Here is a 19,454-nt window from a genome sequence, read left to right as displayed (position 1 = left end):
CACCACCGACCGGCTGAACAGCAGCGCCCCCACCACGCTGGCGGCGCACACCGCCAGCATCACGATCAGGCTGACCGTGGTGGCCTGGCTGGCGCGCTGGGCCGCTTTGCCTGCAGTGTCAGCACTGGCCTTGGCGATCAGCTCTGCTGCTTCGTCCAGCAGCTTCGACGGCTCCCGGTCCATGCCTTGCACCGCCTTGTCTCCGGCCTGTGGGTCGTGGTCTGCTGCCTGAAAGGCTTCGTAACCCTTGCGATAGGCGGCCCCCATGCGCTCGTGCGCCTGGCTGAAGGCTCGCACCTTGTCCAGCGCGGGGCCTGGGGGCAATTCGGCCAGCAGCTGGCTGGCGTCTTGCACCACGATGCGCTCTTGTTTCTGGAAGGCGGCCCAGTAACGCTCGCGCTGGGCGCTGTCCTTGCCGCGCAGCAGCACGTTTTTCCACTCCTGCACCTGCACCTTGAAGTCCTGCAACATGGTGGCGGCTTTGCGCTCTTGCGCGTAGCTCTGCGCAACGGAGGTTTCGTACACCGCAAGTGCCTGGTTCAGCTGCTGTATGCCGAACAGGGCCGCACCCATCAACAGCAGCAACGCCGCCAGAAAGGCGAGGGGGAGCTTGAGACTGAGCTTCATGGAAATCTCCAAACAAAAAGCAGACCTGTTCTTCGTATCTGCTCTCGTCCATCCCTCACGCCAACCCGGATGACCCAAGAGCAAATGCCGCGCTTTGTCGGTGCCCCGCACTGCGCAATGCGGGGCAGCGCATTTTACACATGTTACGAATTGTTTGTGTGAAGATCACAGGCCTTGGCAGGCAGCCTCGCCCATGAAAAAGCCCCCGGGGTACGGGGGCTTGTGGGGCTCAGGCGTTGGCCTGCTTTGCTCGCAGGGCCAACGCAGGGGCGCGGCAGATCAGTCCATGGTCAGATTTTGCTTTGCCACCACGTCTTTGTAGACCGCCAGCTCTTCACGCATCTGCTTGGCAAAGGCCTCAGGCGTGTCGGCCATGATGATGGAGCCGGTTTCCTCGATGCGTTTGCGAATGGCGGGGTCTTGCACCACCTTGCGCACGGCGGCGTTCACTTTGTCCACCACGTCCTTGGGCATGCCCTTGGGGCCAATCAGCCCGTAGTAGGCCATGCGGTTCACCTGCTCCAAGCCGACTTCCTTGAAGGTGGGAACGTCGGGCAGGGCTGGCACGCGCTGCGGTGCCGCCACCACCAGGGCCACCAGGCGCTTTTCCTTGATGAAGGGCAGGGCCGAGGGCAGGTTGTCAAAAATCAGCGGCACCTGGCCGGCCACGGCGTCGGTCAGTGCGGGGCCTGAGCCACGGTAAGGCACGTGCACCATGAAGGTCTGCGTGCCCAGCTTGAACATCTCCATCATCAGGTGGGTGATGCTGCCATTGCCGGGCGAGGCGTACGAGTACTTGCCTGGCTCGCGCTTCACGGCAGCCAGCATGCCCTTGTAATCCTGGAAGGGCAGCTTGGGGTAGGCCGCAATCACATTGGGCGTGGCCGCAATGTTGATGATGGGTGTGAAGTCGGTGGCGACGTTGTACGGAATCTTGGGGTTGATGGCAGGGTTGGTGGCCGTGGTGGAGACGGTGGCCATGCCCAGGTTGTAGCCATCGGGAGCGGCGCGCGCGGTTTCGGCGGCACCAATGCTGCCGCCGCCACCGCCGCGGTTTTCCACCACCACGGGTTGGCCCAGTTCGCGCCCCAGGGGCTCGGCAATCACACGGGCAATCAGGTCGGTGGTGCCGCCTGCCGCAAACGGAACCAGCAGGCGGATGGGCTTGCTGGGCCAAGCGGTTTGGGCCTGGGCTGTGCTGGCTGCGAGGGCGATGATGCCCAGAGCGAGGGCGGTGCGGCGAATCATGAGGTTGTCTCTCCTTGTTATAGGGTGCGCGCAGCACAGGCTGGCGCAGCTTTCTCGCATGAGGGTGCCTGTGCACCCAATGTTTTTGGCCCGGAAGTCAGATGGCCTTGGCCGCGCGCAGCGCTGCAATGCGTTCGGCATCCAGCCCCAGTTCGCGCAGCACCTCATCGGTGTGCTGCCCCAGCGCGGGTGGCGCATTGCGCAGCACGGGCGGTGTGGCCGACAGGCGCAGCGGGCTGGCCACGCCGGTGATGTGCGTGATGCCATCGCCCACTTCGCCATCCTTCCAGCGCGGCAACGATACGGCCAGGCCGCGTGCCTTGACTTGCGCATCGTCAAACGCCTGGGCGATGGTGTTGATGGGGCCGCAGGGCACGGCCTTGTCTTCGAGCAGGGCAATCCATGCGGCCGTGGTGCGCGTGCGGGTCACGGCCTCCATGGCGGGGATGAGCTCTGCACGGTGCTTCACGCGCAGCGTGTTGGTGGCAAAGCGTTCGTCGCTGGCCCACTGGGGTTGCCCGGCGGCCGCGCAAAAGCGCTGGAACTGCCCGTCGTTGCCAATGGCCAGCAGCATGTTGCCGTCCTGCGTGGGAAAGTCCTGGTAGGGCGCCAGGCTGGGGTGGCTGTTGCCCATGCGGCCGGGGGCCTGCCCTGTGGCCAAAAAGCCAGCGGCCTGGTTGGCCAGCACGGCCATGCCCACGTCCAGCAGGGCCATGTCGATGTGCTGGCCCTGGCCCGTGTGGTGGCGCACATTCAGCGCCGCCAAGATGGCATTGCTGGCGTAGAGGCCGGTGAACAGGTCGATGACGGCCACACCCACGCGCATGGGGCCACCGCCGGGGGCGTTGTCTGCGTGGCCGGTGATGCTCATCAGGCCTGTCATGGCCTGCACCATCAGGTCGTAGCCTGCGCGTTCGGCGTAGGGGCCGTCTTGCCCAAAGCCGGTGACGGAGCAGTAGATGAGCCGTGGGTTGAGCGCCCGCAGGCTTTCATGGTCCAGCCCGTACTGCTTGAGGCCGCCGACCTTGAAGTTCTCCACCACGATGTCCGCCTGCAGCGCCATCTGCTTGATGAGCGCCTGGCCCTCGGCAGTGGCCATGTCGATGGTGACCGAGCGCTTGTTGCGATTGCACGCGGCGAAATAGCTGGCCTGGTGGGTGTCGTTGCCCTGGGCATCCTTCAGAAAGGGAGGGCCCCACTGGCGCGTGTCGTCGCCCAGGCCTGGGCGCTCCACCTTCACCACATCTGCACCCAGGTCTGCCAGCATTTGCGTGCACCAGGGGCCCGCCAGAACGCGCGACAGGTCAAGGACTCGGATACCGGCCAGCGCGCCCGGCGTTGCAGAGGTGGAATTCATGGTTTTGAATAAAAAATGCCACTAGCGCTTATGGATAAAGCGCTAGCAGCTATCAAAAGATGAGCGATATCAGTTGGCGAATGCCGCCAGACCCGTCTGTGCGCGGCCCAGAATCAGCGCGTGCACATCGTGCGTGCCTTCATACGTGTTCACCACTTCCAGATTCACCAAGTGGCGGGCCACGCCAAACTCGTCGCTGATGCCGTTGCCGCCCATCATGTCGCGTGCCAGGCGGGCAATGTCCAGCGCCTTGCCGCAGCTGTTGCGCTTGATGATGGAGGTGCCTTCCACGCTGGCCGTGCCCGCGTCCTTCATGCGGCCAAACTGCAGGCAGGCCTGCAGGCCGATGGCAATCTCGGTCTGCATGTCGGCCAGCTTCTTCTGGATGAGCTGGTTGGCAGCCAGGGGTCGGCCAAACTGCTTGCGGTCCAGCGTGTACTGGCGGGCGGTGTGCCAGCAGAACTCGGCTGCACCCAGGGCGCCCCAGGCGATGCCATAGCGCGCGCTGTTCAGGCAGGTGAAGGGGCCCTTCAGGCCCTGCACTTCAGGGAAGGCGTTTTCTTCGGGCACGAACACGTCGTCCATCACGATCTCGCCGGTGATGGAGGCGCGCAGGCCCACCTTGCCGTGGATGGCGGGGGCGCTCAATCCCTTCATGCCCTTTTCGAGCACAAAGCCACGAATCGGGCCCACGGCGCCGCCTTCGGACACTTCCTTGGCCCAGACCACGAACACGTCGGCCACGGGGCTGTTGGTGATCCACATCTTGCTGCCCTTGAGCTTGTAGCCGCCGGGCACCTTGTAGGCGCGGGTGGCCATGCTGCCGGGGTCGGAGCCGTGGTCGGGTTCGGTCAGGCCAAAGCAGCCAATCCACTCGCCGCTGGCGAGCTTGGGCAGGTACTTCTGGCGCTGGGCTTCGCTGCCAAATTCATAAATGGGCACCATCACCAGCGACGACTGCACGCTTGCCATGGAGCGGTAGCCCGAGTCCACGCGCTCCACTTCGCGCGCGATCAGGCCGTAGGCCACATACGACAGGCCGGGGCCGCCGTACTGCTCGGGGATGGTGGGGCCCAGCAGGCCCACTTCGCCCATCTCGCGGAAGATGCTCACGTCCATCTTTTCGTGGCGGAAGGCGTCCAGCACGCGCGGGGCCAGCTTGTCCTGGCAGTAGGCCGCCGCTGCGTCGCGGATGGCGCGCTCGTCTTCGGTCAGTTGCTGGCTCAGGAGGAACGGGTCATCCCATTGAAAAGCGGCGTGGGCCATGTGCGTGTCTCCAGGTCAAAAAGAGGGGGGTAACAAAAGAATCTGGATTGCATCGTAGGCCTGGCTTGGCCGAGCCGCAAGCGAGTTCTTTTCATCCAGAAATGCGTTTCATGAATATATGGAATACTTGATTCTGCTGGCAGCAGAGGAAAACGCTGCTGCTCAAGTTCCTTTTCATCATCATGCGCCGCAACATTCCATCGACCCAAGCCCTGGCCTGCTTTGAAGTGGCCGCCCGGCATGAAAGCTACACCCGTGCCGCGCAAGAGCTGTTCTTGACCCAGAGCGCGGTGTCGCGCCAGATCCAGGCGCTAGAAGAATTCTTGGGCGTGCAACTGTTTCGCCGCACACGCCACGGCGTGGTGCTGACGCCCGCTGGGGCCCACTACGGCCGCCAGGTGGCGCGCTGGCTGCAGGGGCTGGAGCGCGACACGCTGGACGTGATGGCCCACCAGGGTGAGGGCGGCGCGCTGTCGTTGGCGGCGGTGCCCCCGTTCGCTACGCGTTTGCTCATTCCCCGCCTGCCGCTACTGGCGCAGGCGCACCCCGACATCGTGGTGCACATCGACACGCAGACGCGCCCTTTCCTGTTTGCCGATACCACCTTCGATGCTGCCCTTTACGCAGGCACACCCGAGCAGGTGGCCCACTGGCCCGGTGTGCAGGCGCAGTTGCTGATGCACGAAGACGTGGTGCCGGTGTGCAGCCCACGCCTGCTCGAATCCGCCGCGCCCCGGGGCCGGGGCCGTGCGCACCAGCCGGTGGCCGCCGAGGCGCTGGCCGAGTTGCCGCTGCTGCAGCAAAGCACGCGTCCCTACGGCTGGCGCCAGTGGTTTGATGCGATGGGGGTGGATGCTCCGCACGCCTTGGATGGCCCGCGGTATGAGCTGTTCTCCATGCTGGCCGTGGCCGCCACACACGGCATGGGCGTAGCGTTGATGCCGCCGCTGCTGATCGAGGCAGAACTTGCCAGTGGCGAGCTGGTGGTGGCCTGCAACCGCCCGCTGCGTGGCGAGCGGGCGTATTACCTCATCAGCCCTGCACAGGCCCAGCCACCGGTGCTGACCACGTTTGCGCAGTGGCTGCAGACCATGGCCCAGACGGCTACCAGCGCCGCAGGACAGGCGGGTGGGGCCGGGTGATTCCTAGCCATTGGTGGTGAACAGGTATGGATAGCCACAGCATCTTTTGGCCGGGATAGACCCAGCGGCCCCATTACCCCTGCCGCACACTTCGGCACCGCATTGCCCCTATCCTGACGCCCCCATTGCTGTTATCGCCAGGAGCCATCGTGCGTGCACTGTTGTTTCCTTTTCATTCCGCATGGCGCGCCTTTGCCTTGCTGGCGTGCGTACTTTTCCTGCAGGGCTGCAGCGCCGTCAAGCTGGCCTACAACCAGGCGCCGCAGCTGGTGTATTGGCGGCTGAATAACTATTTCAACCTGACCGACGCCCAGGCAGACCGTTTGCGCAGCGAACTGGGCGACCTGCACCAGTGGCACCGCGATCAGATGCTGCCGCAGCACGCTGCCTTGCTGCAGCAGGTGCAGCAGCGGCTGGCCGATGACATCACCGCTGACCAAGCGTGCCGTGTGTATGCCGACGTGCGCTTGCAGATTGACCAGCTCATCGCGCAGGTGGAGCCCAGGCTTGTGGTGCTCGCATCGCAGTTGACCGAAAGTCAGATTCGGAACTTCGAAAAACAACAAGCAGACAGCAATGCTGACTGGCGGCGGGAGTGGCTGGATGTGCCTGCCGACAAACTGGCTGCGCATCGGTTCAAGTTGCTGTTGTCGCGGGCTGAAGGCTTTTATGGTGCGCTGCAGGAGTCGCAGAAAGCCGCTTTGCGCAGCTTTATTGCCCAGTCAACGTTCGATCCCCAGCGCAGCTACGCAGAACGCCTGCGCCGGCAAAAGGATCTGGCCCAGGTACTGCGGCAGATTGCCTCTGACCCAGCCAGTACAGAGCGCAACCGAAGCCTGCTGCGTGGCTACATGGAGCGTTTCAACACCTCACCCGACCCGGCTTACCAGCGCTACGCCCGAAAACTGGTGGAGGAAGGGTGCGCCGGTTTTGCCCTGGTGCACCGCGCGATGACGCCTGGCCAGCGGATGAAGGCGGTGCAGTCTGTGAAAGGCTATGAGCAGGACTTTTGGGTGCTGGCGGGGCGTTGAACTCTGGCGGCAGCGAAGGGCTGTTTTTTCAGCACTGACAATGGCGTGCCTTGCGGCCAGGCAAGAAGTGCGGCACCTGAGCCTCTGGTCAGTTGGGCAAGGAATAGCCTTTGTCGTTGATCAGTCGAACGGCCGCACCTGTGCGGCTCTTTTTGAACATCAGCCCCGTGCGAACTCCGGCCGGTCGTTTTGCTGGGGCTTCAAAGGCGCAGCCACCTTGCCTTCAGCGCGTTCCTTGCGCCATTGCTCCTTGCGTGCTGTCCACTCTTTGAGTCGGGTGTGGGCCACGGTACTGTCTTTGGCCATCTGTTCTTCGTTGGCCACTTGTGCCGCCAGTTCCAGGCGGATGCCGTTGGGGTCGAAGAAATAAATGCTCTTGAAGATGTGGTGGTCGGTCACCCCCAGTACTTCCACGCCGTGGGCTTGCAGGCGGGCCTTGGTGTCTTCCAGCTCCTGCACGGTGTTCACGCGAAAGGCGATGTGGTTGACCCACAAGGGGGTGTTGGGCGAGGGCTCGGGCTTGACGTCATCGCCCAGGTCAAAGAAGGCGATGAAAGAGCCGTCTTGCAGGCGGAAGAAGAAGTGGGTGTAAGGGCAGTACTCACCCGTGCTGGGAACGTAGTCGCTCTGGATGATGTGGTACAGCGGCAGGCCCAGGATGTCTTCGTAGAAATGGCGCGTTTCCTCCGCATCCCTGGCTTTGTAGGCGTAGTGGTGCAACTGCTGAATGGCGGCTGGCGCAGGCAATGTGGCTGTGGGCGCAGGGGTGTGGGGGGCGGTCATGGGGCGTCTCCTGAATGTGGATCAAATTCTACTATTCATAATTTATTTACTTAAAAATAACTTTCTTGGATTCAATGGCATAAAAAAAGCCACCGCAGTGGCAGGCACTGCGGTGGCTTTTTGCGGGTGCGGCAGGAATTACTGCTTCACAGCTTCCACTTGCACGACCAGGCGCACGTTCTTGGAGAAGCCCCAGTCCACGCCGTAGTTCATGCCCCACTGGGTGCGGTCGATGGTGGCTTCAAAGTCGCCACCGCACACTTCTCGCTTGAGCATGGGGCTTTGGTAGCACGCGAACTGGTTGGCCTTGAGGGTGATGGGGGCTGTCTTGCCCAGCAAGGTCAGCTGGCCGGTGACTTCGCTCACGTTGTCGCCCTTGAAGACGAACTTGTCAGAAACGAACTTGATGGTGGGGTGGGCGGCTGCGTTGAACAGGTCTGCGCTTTGCAGGTGCTTGTCGAATGCAGGCGTGCCAGAGTTGACCGAAGTGGCGTCGAAAGAAATCTCCACCTTGCCAGTCTTGCCAGCACGGTCGAATTGCACTGTGCCTTCCTTCTTGTCGAAGCGAGCGCGGTTGACCGATGCGCCAAAGTGGCTGATTTCAAAGGTCACGAAGGTGTGTGTGGGGTCGATGGCATAGTTGGCCGACTGGGCTTGTGCAGCGCCTGCAAACATGGTTGCCACGGCGGCCAGTGCGAAGAGAGATTTGCGCATGGGAAAAACTCCTGAAAATCAGAGGGTTGAGGAAACGGTTGTAGAAATCGATTACGCAGCGGGTGGGCGCGTGGGGCTTAGAGCTTGCCCACACCCGTCAATGCCAGCTTGAACTTGACTTGAACGTCATCGGCCACCATCGAGGTGTCGGCCCACTCGTTCTCGCCAATCTTGAAAGCCAGGCGCTTGATGGGGAAGGAGCCCGTGGCGGTGGTGACGGGGCCGGCTTGTGTCAGCGTGACGGGTGCCACGACATTGACCGAATTGCCTTTGATGGTGAGCTTGCCTGCCACCTCAAACTTGCCGCCGCCCAGGGCCTTGATGGCGCTGGATTCAAACGTGGCTTGGGGGAACTTCGGCACGTTGAACCACACTGCCTTGGGCAGTTCGGCGTCTGTTTCCTTGGAGCCAAGGGTGGCGCTGCCGGTGTCTACCGTGAAGGTGATCTTGCTGGTGGCCAGCTTGGCGGGGGCGAAGGCCACTTGGGCATCGAACTTCTTGAAGTGCCCGTCCAGGGGCACACCCATCTGGCGTACGGTGAACTGCACTTCGCTCTTGGCGGTGTCCAGCTTCTGCTGGGCCATGGCGGGTTGGGCGAGCAACGTGGTGCCCAGTGCCAGTGCGGAAACGATGTTGGCGAATTTCATGAAAACTCCTCAGAGATATGGGGCCTGCCAGCGAGGTTGGCAGCGATGAGAGTGCTGGTTTTGCGGTGCAAACAGGTTCAGCGGTTGTTTCAGCGCTTGCCGGGCAGCATGCGTTGCAGCAAGCCGTCGCGATCAATGAGCTGGTGCTTGAGCGCTGCGGCCACATGCACTACCACCAGGCCTGCCATGGCATAGGCAGATAGCTCGTGCCAGGGCTTGATCGCCTCGGCCAATTCCTTGCTCACGGGCACAAAGTCGGGCAATTGCCACACGCCCAGGAACACGATGGGGAAGCCTGCTGCCGAGCTGTAAGCCCAGCCAATCAACGGCACTGCGAAAAACAGCACATACAGCAGGTGGTGCGTGGCGTGGTGCGCCGCCTTTTGCCACACGGGCATGGCGCGTTCCATGGCGAGTGGCAAGGCCGGTGGCCGGTGGGTGATGCGCCACACCAGTCGCAGCAGGGACAGCGCCAAAATCGTCACGCCCGCCCATTTGTGCCAGTTGTAGAGCTTGAGCCGCTGGGGCGAGAAGGGAAGCCCGGTCATGTAAAGGCCCAGGCCAAAAATCGCGATCAGTGCGATGGCCAGCACCCAGTGCAGCAGCATGGCGGTGCCTGAGTACCGCAGGGGCCTGGAGCCCGTTTCGTAAGAGAGCGATGACATGGGGTGTATTGGTCGAAAGTAAGGGGGCAGAAGGGCTGGCTTGGGAGCCAGTGCCATCGCTGCAATACCTGCAGTTTAGGAAGCGGCGGCCCGTGTCGGTTTCAGGCGAATTGTTGCCTTGGTTCAAAAAAACTGAATTGATACAGCCTTTGCGCTCAAAGTTCCCCAACGTTTGAGATGGCGCATTGCACGCAAAACGTGGCTTTCCCTGGTGGTCAACACCAAGGATCTACAAGGGGGCTAGGGCAAAGGGGGCCATGGCGGTACGGCAGACCTTGGCCGTACCTGTGCTGGCTGAGAAAGGCAGGGAGAAGGGGTGTGAGGGCTGTTGCAGCCCTCCGAACTCAGCGTTGCTGCTGCGCGGCAGATTTCCAGGCGCGGGCAGCGGCTTCGCTGTCGCCCCGCTGTTCTGCCAGCTCGGCCAAGTTGCGCCAGGCGCTGGCGCGCAGGGATTTGTCGGTCAGTTGGGATGCTGCTTGCGTCAGCAATTGCTGCGCCTTGCCCCAAAGCTGCCGCTTCAGGCAGGCCATGCCTGCCAGATACTGCAACCGTGCATCGCGAGGGTTGGCCTGTTGCGCTGCTTCAATGCGCGCCAGCCAGCCGGCGTCGATGGTGGACAACCCGTCTTCTAGGCAATGGATGAGCTTCAGCGCCAGGCCTTCGGGCAGGCCATCGGGCAGCTCTACCATGCGCTCCCACACGGGCAGGAGCCAGGCTCGCACCTGGGCCGGATCGCCACCCAGATGGGCCAGGCGCTGGGCGGCTTGCACCGCCAGTTCGGGCATGTTGCGCTCAGAGTTTTCCAGCGATGCCCAGATCTGCACCAGCTGCGCGGGGTCGTGCGCCGACTGGATGAGTTCAATGGCCAGTCCGCGCACGATGCTTTGCGCAGCACCTGCCGAGAACGCGCGGTGCTTGCCCAGCAAACGGGCGGTGTCCAGCGCTTCACGGGTTTGCCGTGCCTGGCGTGTGGCCTTGAGGCGAATGCGCAGTGCCAGAGTGCGACGGGCCGCCCCCTGCGGCAACGCAGCGAGGCGTTCCAGGGTTGCGTTGGGATCCCGGTCGTCCAGGCTCCAGCGGGCGGCGCGAATCTGGGCGCCCTCTCGCAGTTCCTGGTCTTGCCCGTTGCCCTTGGCGGGGGCCTCCTCCAGGGCATTGTGGAGGTGGCTTTCGCGCGTGGCCCGGTCTTGCAGGGCATGCGAGGATTCGGCCGCAATCAGATGCGCCAACGCGCGCAGTTGCTTGCCATGGGGCACCGGCTCGCCAGCGGACTGCAATGCACCTTCTTGCGCCAGCGCAGCCAGTGCCGACTTGCGAGAGCGCAGGAAGCGCCCGGCCAGCATGTGCGTCAGCGCGTCCAGCAGCGCGTGGTGCATGGCGCGTTCCTTTTGCTGCACGCGCCAGCGGCGGGCCTGGTGGGGCAGTGCCAGCAGGGCTGCCAGGGCCCGCAGGGCCGCATACAGCGTGGTGAACCCACCCACCAGCAGCAGCACGACCAGATTGAGTGACAGGTCTACGCGGTAGGGCGGCCAGTACAGGGTGACGGTGCCCTGGTTGTTGCCCGCAAACAGCGCAGCAGCCACGGCCACGCCAAACAATGCCAAGAGCCAGAGAGCTGCGCGCATGTTGGGAGCCCTCTTTAGCGGCCTGCGGCGGCAGTAGCCAGCGCAGAGAGGGTTTCGTCCAGCCGTGGTAGTTCAGCGCCTTTCATGTGCTGCTGGGCTTGCTGCAGCATGGTGGCTGCGTTCTGGGTGCGGCGCGAGGCGGGGTCAAAGTACTTGTTCAGCGCTGCGGTGGCGGCCGTCAGGTCGGCACGGGCTGAGTCGTATTGCCGTGCGAGCACGCCCAGGCGGGCATTGAGCAGCTTGAGCTTGAGGTTTTCGCGCAGGAAGAAGGTCTGGTCAGGGGCCAGCAAGATGGCTTCTGGCTGATCAATGCGGCTGACGCGCACCAGCCCGCGGGCTTCGTCGCGCACCACTTCCCAGCTGCGCTGCAGGGTGGCTTGCCACCAGGGCAGGTTGGCCAGGTCAGCGGCGGTGCTGGTTGCGGCGGGTGCTGACAGGCGCCGCGTGGCTGCTGCCTGCGCCACGGCGTTGAGCGCTGGCAGGTCATCCACCTGGCGTACCAGCTCGTCCAGCCGACCCAGCAGGCCGGCGGTGTCCGTCACGGCAGCGCGGGTCAGCCGGTCCAGATCGCGGCCGATGGCCCTTTGCAGGGGCGCCAGGCGCGGCTGGGCGGCGCGCTCGATGCGCTGGTTGGCCGACTTCAGTGCTGCAACCAGTGGATCGAGGCTGCCAGTGAGCTGGGCCTGTTGCTGCGCCAGCCTGATGGCTGATTCAATGTCCACCACCAGGTTTTCGTCGCGTGAGCGCGACAGGCTTTGCATCAGCTCTTCAAGCTGGCTGCGCTGCAGCGCCACTTCGCTCACGCGGGCTTCTGCCACCGAAAGCCGGGCAGACATTTCTCGGACTTGATCTTCCGCCTGTCGGGCGATGGTGCGCGCCTCAATCGCCAGCGCCCCCGAGTCTGCCGACTGCCGCGCCAGCTGTTCCTGGATGCCGGTGAGCTTTTGCCACAGCATGACGCTGCTGGCGAGTGCCGCTGCCGCCACCACGCCCAGCAACAAGTGGGTGATGCCCACGCCCGTGGCGCGCCCAGGGGCGGCGGCCGGTGCTATCACTGCCTCAGCGGGGGGCGGTGCAATGGCGGCAGCAGGGGGCTGTGGAAGATCGTTGGGTGGCGCAGAGCTCATGCGCCCGATTCTATCGAGGCCACCACGTCCGCAAGCGCTGGACGGCATTCCCGCACCTCGCCAAAGCCGGCGTCGTGGGCTGCCTGCGCAATACGGGGGTGGGTGGCCAGTGCGCGGGCGGTGTGCCAGTGGTGCTGCGGCAACGCTTCTACCAGATGGGCGACGGCTTCGGAGCTGCTGAGCAGCCACAGGGATCCGTTGTGGGATGCCTGGCGGGCGAGGGCCAAATCATCCGCCGACAGCTGCGGGGCGCCACGCTCGTAAGCCACCACGAAATCCACATGCCCCCCGGCGGCTTCGATCTGGCGGGCCAGCCAGTCGCGACCGGAACCCTGGGTTTCGTGCACGCCGGCAGAGCGGCCGCGCACGATCAGGATGCGATCCCCCGGGCGAACCTGGGTGTGGACTTGCTCCCACAGCGCTTCGGAGTCGAACTGCGGTGCGTGGGCTGCGGGCCCATCAATCAGGGGGGCGGGCCAGCCAGCCTCTTGCAACACGCGCGCTGTGCCTGGACCGGGTGACCATGCTCTTGTTTTGATAGCTGCTGGCGCTTTATGGATGGGCGCTAGAGCATGAAATGATTCAAGAAAATACAAGGCCGCATTGCCGCTGACAAACATGGCAGCGCGGTAGCTGTCCAAACGGCTGCATGCTTGCTGCAGGGCCTGTTGCAGCGTGGGATCAGAGGCGGGGCCCACGTGGATCAAGGGCAACGCTACCGCAGCAATGCCACGTTGGGTCAACTGGCCCACCCAGTGCGCGGCTTCACGCGCTGGCCGGGTCACGATGACTTGCGGGGGATGCAAGGCGCCGCCCGGGTGATTCAGCCCGCGGTGGCAGGCGTTGCACCGACGGCACCGCCATCGCGCAGTTGCTGTGCAATGGCAAGCCCCAACGCATCCGCCTGGGCCAGCGTGGTGACGGTAGCACTGGCGCTGGCGCGCACCAAGGGGAGTTTGCCTTCCGTGTCGCCCCATGCGGCATCGAGCTGCAGGGTGGTGCCGGTCAGGGTGCCGTGGGCGGCCAATGGCATAGAGCAGCTGCCACCCATGGCACGGCTCACCGCGCGCTCGGCCGTCACCGTCAGCCAGGTGGGCATGTGGGCCAGCGGCGCAAGGGCGTCGATCAAGTCTTGGCGATCACTGCGCACTTCAATGCCCAGGGCCCCTTGGCCCGCGGCAGGCAGCATGGCGGTGGGGGCGAATGTGGCGCGGATGCGCTCGCCCATCTTCAGCCGTTTGAGGCCCGCTGCGGCCAGAACAATCGCGTCGTACTGGCCTTCGTCGAGCTTGCGCAAACGGGTGTCGAGGTTGCCGCGCAGGGGCTCAATCTTCAGGTCAGGCCGCAGGGCTTGCAGCAGCACCTGGCGGCGCAGGCTGGATGTGCCCACCACCGCACCTTGCGGCAGCGCTTCCAGGCTGGCGTAGCGCGGCGAAACGAATGCGTCACGGGGGTCTTCGCGCTCCATCACGCAGGCCAGTGCGAAGCCTTCAGGAAGCTCCATCGGCACATCTTTGAGCGAGTGCACGGCGATGTGGGCGCGGCCTTCTTCCAGCGCCACTTCCAGCTCTTTCACGAACAGCCCCTTGCCCCCCACCTTGGATAGCGAGCGGTCCAGAATCTGGTCGCCCTTGGTGGTCATGCCCAGCAGTTCCACAGAGTGGCCCCTTGCGCGCAAAAGTGCCTGCACATGCTCTGCCTGCCACAGCGCAAGGCGGCTTTCGCGGGTGGCGATGACGATGGAAAGGGGGGATTGGACGGGGCTCAAGTTCGTAACCTGTTTGTAATCATTCTGCGGCGGGCGATGCTAGCATGCGCCCGCATCGGTGACCTTGATGTGGCGCGTGTCTATTGCAGTAGCGGCGCTGATCGGGCGCCTCTTTCCCATCTCTGGAGACCCTCGCGCATGAAACGATCCGACAAGGACCAGCCCCTGATTGACGATATCCGCCTGCTGGGGCGTATTTTGGGCGACGTGATCCGTGAGCAAGAGGGTGTGGAAGCCTACGAACTGGTCGAGCAGGTGCGCAAGCTGTCTGTGGCTTTCCGCCGCGATGCCGACCAGGAGGCCGACCGCGCGCTCAAGAAGCTGCTCAAGTCCCTCTCGGGCGACCAGACGGTGAGCGTGATCCGCGCTTTCACCTACTTCAGTCACCTGGCCAACCTGGCGGAAGACCGCCACCACATCCGCCGCCGCGCCGTGCACGAGCGTGCGGGCGATACGCAAGAAGGCAGCATCGAGGTAGCCCTGTCACGCCTGCGCTGGGCCGGCATTGCGCCCAAGACGATTTCGCAGACGCTCGCCGGCAGCTATGTGGCCCCCGTGCTCACCGCCCACCCCACCGAAGTGCAGCGCAAGAGCATTCTGGACGCCGAGCGCGACATTGCCCAACTGCTGGCCGTGCGCGATGACATCCAGGTGCGCGCGCAGCTGTACAACAGCGCCAAGGACGCGCTCACCCCTCGCGAACTGGCCGCCAACGAAGCCTTGCTGCGTGCCCGCGTGGCGCAGCTGTGGCAAACGCGCCTGCTGCGTTACAGCAAGCTCACCGTGGCCGATGAGATCGAGAATGCGCTGTCGTATTACGAAGCCACCTTCCTGCGCGAGATTCCGAAGATCTACGCCGACCTGGAAGCCGAACTGGGCCAATACCCCGTGCACAGCTTTCTGCGCATGGGCCAGTGGATTGGCGGCGACCGCGACGGCAACCCCAACGTCACTGCGCAAACGCTGCAATACGCACTGAGCCGACAGTCTGACGTGGCGCTGCGCCACTACCTGACCGAGGTGCACTACCTGGGCGGAGAACTGTCTTTGTCTGCGCGCCTGGTGCGGGTGTCGCCCGAGATGGAAGCCCTGGCTCAGCGCTCGCCCGACACCAGCGAGCATCGTGTGGATGAGCCTTATCGTCGCGCCCTCACCGGCATTTACGCCCGCCTGGCGGCATCGCTCAAAGACCTGACGGGCGGTGAGGCCGCGCGCCATGCCGTTGCGCCCCAGAATGCCTACGCCAGCGCAGAGGAGTTTCTGGCCGATCTGCGTGTGATCGAGACATCACTCAAGTCACACCATGGCGAAGCGCTGGCGCAAGAGCGTCTGCACCCGTTGATCCGCGCCGTGCAGGTGTTTGGCTTCCACCTGGCCACGGTGGACCTGCGCCAAAGCTCTGACAAGCACGAAGAGGTGGTGGCCGAATTGCTGGCCAAGGCGCGCATCGAGCCGAACTACGCGGGCCTGCAAGAGGCCGCCAAGCGCGCGCTGCTGATCAAGCTGCTGAATGACGCACGCCCGCTGCGCGTGGTGTGCGCCGAGTATTCGGCCCACACCCAGGGCGAGCTTGCCATTTTTGAAACCGCCCGGGTGATGCGTGAGCGGTTTGGCCACGAAGCCATTCGCCACTACATCATCAGCCACACCGAAACGGTGAGCGATCTGCTCGAAGTGCTGCTGCTGCAAAAGGAAGTGGGCTTGATGAACGGCACGCTCGATGCCGAATCGAAGAACCACCTCATCGTGGTACCGTTGTTCGAAACCATCGAAGACCTGCGCAACGCCGCGCCCATCATGCGCGAGTTCTATGCGCTGCCCGGCGTGGCAGCATTGGTGCAGCGCAGTGGTGGTGAGCAGGACATCATGCTGGGCTATAGCGACAGCAACAAGGATGGCGGCATCTTCACCAGCAACTGGGAGCTGTACCGCGCCGAGATTGCCCTCGTCGAACTCTTCGACGAACTTGCCACCAGCCACGGCATCCAGCTGCGCATGTTCCACGGCCGGGGCGGCACGGTGGGCCGGGGCGGTGGTCCCAGCTACCAGGCCATCCTGGCGCAGCCGCCTGGTACGGTGCGCGGGCAGATTCGCCTGACGGAGCAGGGCGAAGTCATCGCGTCGAAATACGCCAACCCCGAAATCGGCCGCCGCAACCTCGAAACCTTGGTTGCCGCCACGCTCGAAGCCACCTTGCTGCAGCCCACCAAGCCTGCCACCAAGGCGTTTCTGGATGCTGCTGCGCAGCTCTCGCTGGCCAGCATGGCCAGCTACCGCGCGCTGGTGTACGAGACCTCGGGCTTTACCGAGTACTTCTTCAACTCCACGCCCATCCGCGAGATCGCCGAGCTGAATATTGGATCGCGCCCCGCATCGCGCAAGGCCAGCCAGAAGATCGAGGACTTGCGTGCCATTCCGTGGGGCTTCAGCTGGGGGCAGTGCCGTCTTACGTTGCCGGGGTGGTTTGGCTTTGGTTCTGCCGTCGAAGCCTTTGTGAATGCCGAGGGCAAAGACCCCAAGACCCAGTTGGCCCTGCTGCAGCGCATGTACCGGCAGTGGCCGTTCTTCCGCACGCTGCTGTCCAACATGGACATGGTGCTGGCCAAGAGCGATCTGGCTCTGGCCTCCCGCTACAGCGAGTTGGTGACCGACGCCCGCCTGCGCAAGAAGGTGTTCACCGCCATCGAGGCTGAGTGGCACCGCACGGCCGATGCGCTCACCCGCATCACTGGCGACAAGCAGCGCCTGGCGCACAACGCGGCCCTGGCGCGGTCCATCAAGCACCGTTTCCCGTACATCGACCCGCTGCACCATCTGCAGGTCGAACTGGTGCGCCGCTGGCGCGCGGGGCAGGGCGACGAGCGGGTGCAGACAGGTATCCACATCTCCATCAACGGGATTGCTGCCGGCTTGCGCAACACGGGTTGATTGCGCGCAGCACCTGCAGAGAAGAACAGGCGAGGTTGGCTGCAAGCCTCGCTGGATCCTTTATTCCGGCAGATATTCCAGCGGTGCCTGCTGCGTGTTCCAGTCCTCGGTGAACGAGTTGAAAAACTCCAGTGGCTTGGGGGCAGACAGCAGGTAGCCCTGCGCTTCGTCAATGCCCGCGCCAATCACCATGGCCAGTTGCTCAGGGGTTTCTACGCCTTCACACACGGTGCGCATTTTCAGGGACCGTGCCAGCTGCGCAATGTGCTGCACCACGGCCAGCGCCTCAGGGCGCTCCATGGCTTCCTGCACAAAGCTGCGATCGATCTTGAGGGTGCTGAAGGGGAAGCGGCACAGGTAGCTCAGCGATGAATAGCCGGTGCCGAAGTCGTCCAGCGCCACGTGAATGCCCAGGGCGTGCAATGCATGCAGTTGCTTGAGCGCGGCTTCGGTGTCTTCGATGAACACCGATTCCGTGATTTCCAGTTCCAGCCGGTCAGCAGGCAGGCCTGTGGATTCCAGCACCGATTGCACAAGCGATACAAATTCGGGGTCGGCCAGCTGCACGGGCGAGACATTCACGGCCACGCGCACGCCTTTGAGCTGGTTTTGCCCGCATTCGCACGCGTGGCGCAGCGCCCACAGGCCAATCAGATCCATCATGCCTTCTTGCTCAGCCACTGGGATGAACTCGCCAGGGCTCACTTTGCCCAACTGCGGGCTTTCCCAACGCAGCAAGGCTTCGGTGCCGGTGATTTTCCAGGTGGAGAGATCCACCTTGGGCTGCCAATGCAGGCTGAGTTCGTCGCGGCGGACAGCCTGGCGCAAGCCTTCTTCCACCTCTGCCCGCCGGCGGGTGCGTTCTCGCAATGCATGGGTGTATTCGGCAGCGCGCCCCCGGCCATGGGCCTTGGCGTCATACAGCGCAATGTCGGCCCGCACCAGCAATTCGTCCACATGGGTGACTTCACCGTCTATCAGCGCAATGCCTACGCTGGCGCCCACTCGCAATCGCCGCTCTTTGATCTGGTAGGGGCGTGAGAGTGCCGTCACCAGCCGTGAGGCCAGTGCTTGCGCTTCGGTGGTGTCTGCCCCCGTGTCGTTGTGGTGCAGCAATATGGCGAACTCATCCCCGCCGAGCCGGGCCACCAGGCTGTGTGGCGGTGCATGTTGCAGCAAACGCTCAGCCACGCAGGTGAGCAGCGTGTCGCCTACGGAGTGCCCCAGGCTGTCATTGATGGTTTTGAAATGGTCCAGATCCAGCAGTAGCAATGCGCCTGAATGTGGTTTCACGCGCAGTTGCTGCTCGATGGCGGCATGCAACGAAAGCCGGTTGGCCAGTTGAGTGAGCGAGTCGGTGTGGGCTTGCCTTTGCAGCAACTGCTGCGCTTGTTCAATGGCGGTACGGTCTGACACCACACCCCGCCAGCCCGAGTGCTGCCCCAGTTCATCGAACAACGGCTTGCCTTGGAGCGCCAGATGGCACTGCTGGCCACCCTGTTCAATCACCACAGCCACGTTATGGAATGGCACGCCTTTGGCCAGCGCCTGGGCCAGGTCGCCGCTGCCACTCAACGTATGTTGCTCCAGCCAAGGCACCAGCGAGAGGCCCCGGAGCGTGTCCGGTGCGGTGTGCAGCAGCTTGGCCAAGCGCGCAGAGGGCTGCTGCAAGCGACCCTCGGTGTCGATTTCCCACAGGGCGTCGGTTGCACGTTGTTCGAAGTCCTGCAGCACCACCGCCAGCATTTGTTCGTGCCGGACGGCCTCGTTTCTGGCCAGGATCAGCGCGGTGGCCTTGCGCCAGTACGAAATGCCGCCGACCAGCACCATGAACGCATACAGCAGCACCAGAAGGGCAAAAGCGATGAACTGCGGTTCTCCTGCGCGTGCCAGTGCCCACAAGGCCGACGCTGCGAACACTGCCACATACGCCATGCTCGCCAGCGGCAGGGCGCCCAACACAAAGGCGCCAGCCCCCATCATCCCGGTGAACAGGGCGGTAATCGCCACCTGCTGGCTGTGCCCTGCATCGGCGAACCACACCACGGGAAGACAACCCCAGGCCAGCGCCAGCACGCCAGCGTGCAGGGTAGAGCGGCGGATAGCGCGGCAGGACACCTGGGTGGAGCAGCGATTCCGAAACCGAAACCAGCTGAGCAACGACAGGCTGGCAAGCGTCATCATCACCGCCCACCAGCTGAAGAGCCCTGGGGTCAGGTTGTCTTTGAAGCTCCACAAAATGAGTGAAGCATTGCCCATGTTCGCTGCCATGGCCATGGGGGTCAGTCGCAGGACGGCACTGAGGTGTTCATGGCGAATGCGCCCTGCCGCCGCCCCGGGGTCTCCGTACATGGTTCGGATGCCGCTGCGCAGCAGGCGCACTTCGGAGATGAGTGAATTTAGCATTGTTGCGATTTTTAGCATATCGTAACAAAATTGTGGCTAGGGTCTGTTGAGAATCATTCTGAGATGCGTGAATGGATGTGATGCAATAGGCGCATGAGCATTCGATGGGTACTGACAGAC

The 19,454-nt window shown here is 63.6% G+C and carries 15 protein-coding genes and 1 pseudogene; 3 read left to right on the top strand and 13 right to left on the bottom strand.

Going from position 1 to position 19,454, the window contains the following annotated elements; all coding sequences use genetic code 11:
* The 4 genes and pseudogenes from AADJ04_RS13285 to AADJ04_RS13270 form a co-directional block, all read right to left on the bottom strand.
* Positions 1-627: pseudogene (locus tag AADJ04_RS13285) on the bottom strand (methyl-accepting chemotaxis protein); the annotation flags it as partial.
* 279 nt (positions 628-906) lie between these two features.
* A complete protein-coding gene (locus AADJ04_RS13280; RefSeq protein WP_288486904.1) occupies positions 907-1,875 on the bottom strand; it encodes a tripartite tricarboxylate transporter substrate binding protein BugE in 969 nt (322 codons plus the stop codon).
* 97 nt (positions 1,876-1,972) lie between these two features.
* Positions 1,973-3,232, bottom strand: a complete 1,260-nt coding sequence (locus AADJ04_RS13275; protein ID WP_341239892.1) for a CaiB/BaiF CoA-transferase family protein — start codon at positions 3,230-3,232, stop codon at positions 1,973-1,975.
* Positions 3,233-3,301: 69 nt separating this feature from the next.
* The gene (locus tag AADJ04_RS13270) at positions 3,302-4,498 is read right to left on the bottom strand and encodes an acyl-CoA dehydrogenase (protein WP_142084871.1); all 1,197 of its coding nucleotides are present in this window, start codon (positions 4,496-4,498) and stop codon (positions 3,302-3,304) included.
* A 182-nt stretch (positions 4,499-4,680) separates the two neighbouring features.
* On the opposite strand from AADJ04_RS13270, the gene AADJ04_RS13265 reads away from it, so the two are divergent.
* The gene (locus AADJ04_RS13265; protein WP_341239891.1) at positions 4,681-5,640 is read left to right on the top strand and encodes a LysR substrate-binding domain-containing protein; all 960 of its coding nucleotides are present in this window, start codon (positions 4,681-4,683) and stop codon (positions 5,638-5,640) included.
* 149 nt (positions 5,641-5,789) lie between these two features.
* Positions 5,790-6,671: a DUF6279 family lipoprotein gene (locus AADJ04_RS13260; RefSeq protein ID WP_341239890.1), complete on the top strand. Its 882-nt coding sequence runs from the start codon at positions 5,790-5,792 to the stop codon at positions 6,669-6,671.
* Positions 6,672-6,830: 159 nt separating this feature from the next.
* Here the strand turns inward: AADJ04_RS13260 and AADJ04_RS13255 are convergent, their stop codons facing one another.
* The 8 genes from AADJ04_RS13255 to hemC form a co-directional block, all read right to left on the bottom strand.
* Positions 6,831-7,454, bottom strand: a complete 624-nt coding sequence (locus tag AADJ04_RS13255; RefSeq protein ID WP_341239889.1) for a VOC family protein — start codon at positions 7,452-7,454, stop codon at positions 6,831-6,833.
* Positions 7,455-7,592: 138 nt separating this feature from the next.
* Entirely contained in the window at positions 7,593-8,168 is a 576-nt protein-coding gene (locus AADJ04_RS13250) for a YceI family protein (protein ID WP_066783672.1), read from the bottom strand.
* Positions 8,169-8,245: 77 nt separating this feature from the next.
* Positions 8,246-8,815, bottom strand: coding sequence for a YceI family protein (locus tag AADJ04_RS13245; protein ID WP_341239888.1), 570 nt, complete (start codon positions 8,813-8,815; stop codon positions 8,246-8,248).
* An 89-nt stretch (positions 8,816-8,904) separates the two neighbouring features.
* Entirely contained in the window at positions 8,905-9,480 is a 576-nt protein-coding gene (locus tag AADJ04_RS13240) for a cytochrome b (RefSeq protein WP_341239887.1), read from the bottom strand.
* Between the two features lie 344 nt (positions 9,481-9,824).
* Complete coding sequence (locus tag AADJ04_RS13235; protein WP_341239886.1) at positions 9,825-11,105, bottom strand: heme biosynthesis HemY N-terminal domain-containing protein; 1,281 nt, start codon at positions 11,103-11,105, stop codon at positions 9,825-9,827.
* A 14-nt stretch (positions 11,106-11,119) separates the two neighbouring features.
* The gene (locus tag AADJ04_RS13230) at positions 11,120-12,232 is read right to left on the bottom strand and encodes a uroporphyrinogen-III C-methyltransferase (RefSeq protein WP_341239885.1); all 1,113 of its coding nucleotides are present in this window, start codon (positions 12,230-12,232) and stop codon (positions 11,120-11,122) included.
* Positions 12,229-13,038 (bottom strand): uroporphyrinogen-III synthase, encoded by an 810-nt coding sequence (locus AADJ04_RS13225; protein ID WP_341239884.1) that lies wholly within the window; start codon positions 13,036-13,038, stop codon positions 12,229-12,231. Before AADJ04_RS13225 ends, AADJ04_RS13230 begins: the two co-directional genes overlap by 4 nt.
* A 17-nt stretch (positions 13,039-13,055) precedes the next feature.
* Positions 13,056-14,000, bottom strand: coding sequence for a hydroxymethylbilane synthase (gene hemC, locus AADJ04_RS13220; protein ID WP_341239883.1), 945 nt, complete (start codon positions 13,998-14,000; stop codon positions 13,056-13,058).
* Positions 14,001-14,138: 138 nt separating this feature from the next.
* Between hemC and ppc the strand changes: the two genes are divergently transcribed.
* Positions 14,139-16,928, top strand: a complete 2,790-nt coding sequence (gene ppc, locus AADJ04_RS13215) for a phosphoenolpyruvate carboxylase (RefSeq protein WP_341239882.1) — start codon at positions 14,139-14,141, stop codon at positions 16,926-16,928.
* A gap of 60 nt (positions 16,929-16,988) precedes the next feature.
* Here the strand turns inward: ppc and AADJ04_RS13210 are convergent, their stop codons facing one another.
* Complete coding sequence (locus tag AADJ04_RS13210) at positions 16,989-19,334, bottom strand: EAL domain-containing protein (RefSeq protein ID WP_341239881.1); 2,346 nt, start codon at positions 19,332-19,334, stop codon at positions 16,989-16,991.
* Positions 19,335-19,454: the final 120 nt, after the last annotated feature.

It is taken from the genome of uncultured Acidovorax sp., assembly GCF_964021665.1.
GTDB lineage: Bacteria > Pseudomonadota > Gammaproteobacteria > Burkholderiales > Burkholderiaceae_C > Acidovorax > Acidovorax temperans.
This window is presented reverse-complemented; position numbering and strand designations above follow the sequence as displayed.

What these genes read in the sequence shown, in the direction of transcription:
- AADJ04_RS13235 (WP_341239886.1), bottom strand. Translation starts at nt 11,105, where the DNA reads ATGCGCGCAGCTCTCTGGCTCTTGGCATTGTTTGGCGTGGCCGTGGCT.
- AADJ04_RS13210 (WP_341239881.1), bottom strand. Translation starts at nt 19,334, where the DNA reads ATGCTAAATTCACTCATCTCCGAAGTGCGCCTGCTGCGCAGCGGCATC.
- AADJ04_RS13270 (WP_142084871.1), bottom strand. Translation starts at nt 4,498, where the DNA reads ATGGCCCACGCCGCTTTTCAATGGGATGACCCGTTCCTCCTGAGCCAG.
- AADJ04_RS13280 (WP_288486904.1), bottom strand. Translation starts at nt 1,875, where the DNA reads ATGATTCGCCGCACCGCCCTCGCTCTGGGCATCATCGCCCTCGCAGCC.
- AADJ04_RS13255 (WP_341239889.1), bottom strand. Translation starts at nt 7,454, where the DNA reads ATGACCGCCCCCCACACCCCTGCGCCCACAGCCACATTGCCTGCGCCA.
- AADJ04_RS13230 (WP_341239885.1), bottom strand. Translation starts at nt 12,232, where the DNA reads ATGAGCTCTGCGCCACCCAACGATCTTCCACAGCCCCCTGCTGCCGCC.
- ppc (WP_341239882.1), top strand. Translation starts at nt 14,139, where the DNA reads ATGAAACGATCCGACAAGGACCAGCCCCTGATTGACGATATCCGCCTG.
- AADJ04_RS13250 (WP_066783672.1), bottom strand. Translation starts at nt 8,168, where the DNA reads ATGCGCAAATCTCTCTTCGCACTGGCCGCCGTGGCAACCATGTTTGCA.
- AADJ04_RS13245 (WP_341239888.1), bottom strand. Translation starts at nt 8,815, where the DNA reads ATGAAATTCGCCAACATCGTTTCCGCACTGGCACTGGGCACCACGTTG.
- AADJ04_RS13240 (WP_341239887.1), bottom strand. Translation starts at nt 9,480, where the DNA reads ATGTCATCGCTCTCTTACGAAACGGGCTCCAGGCCCCTGCGGTACTCA.
- AADJ04_RS13275 (WP_341239892.1), bottom strand. Translation starts at nt 3,232, where the DNA reads ATGAATTCCACCTCTGCAACGCCGGGCGCGCTGGCCGGTATCCGAGTC.
- AADJ04_RS13265 (WP_341239891.1), top strand. Translation starts at nt 4,681, where the DNA reads ATGCGCCGCAACATTCCATCGACCCAAGCCCTGGCCTGCTTTGAAGTG.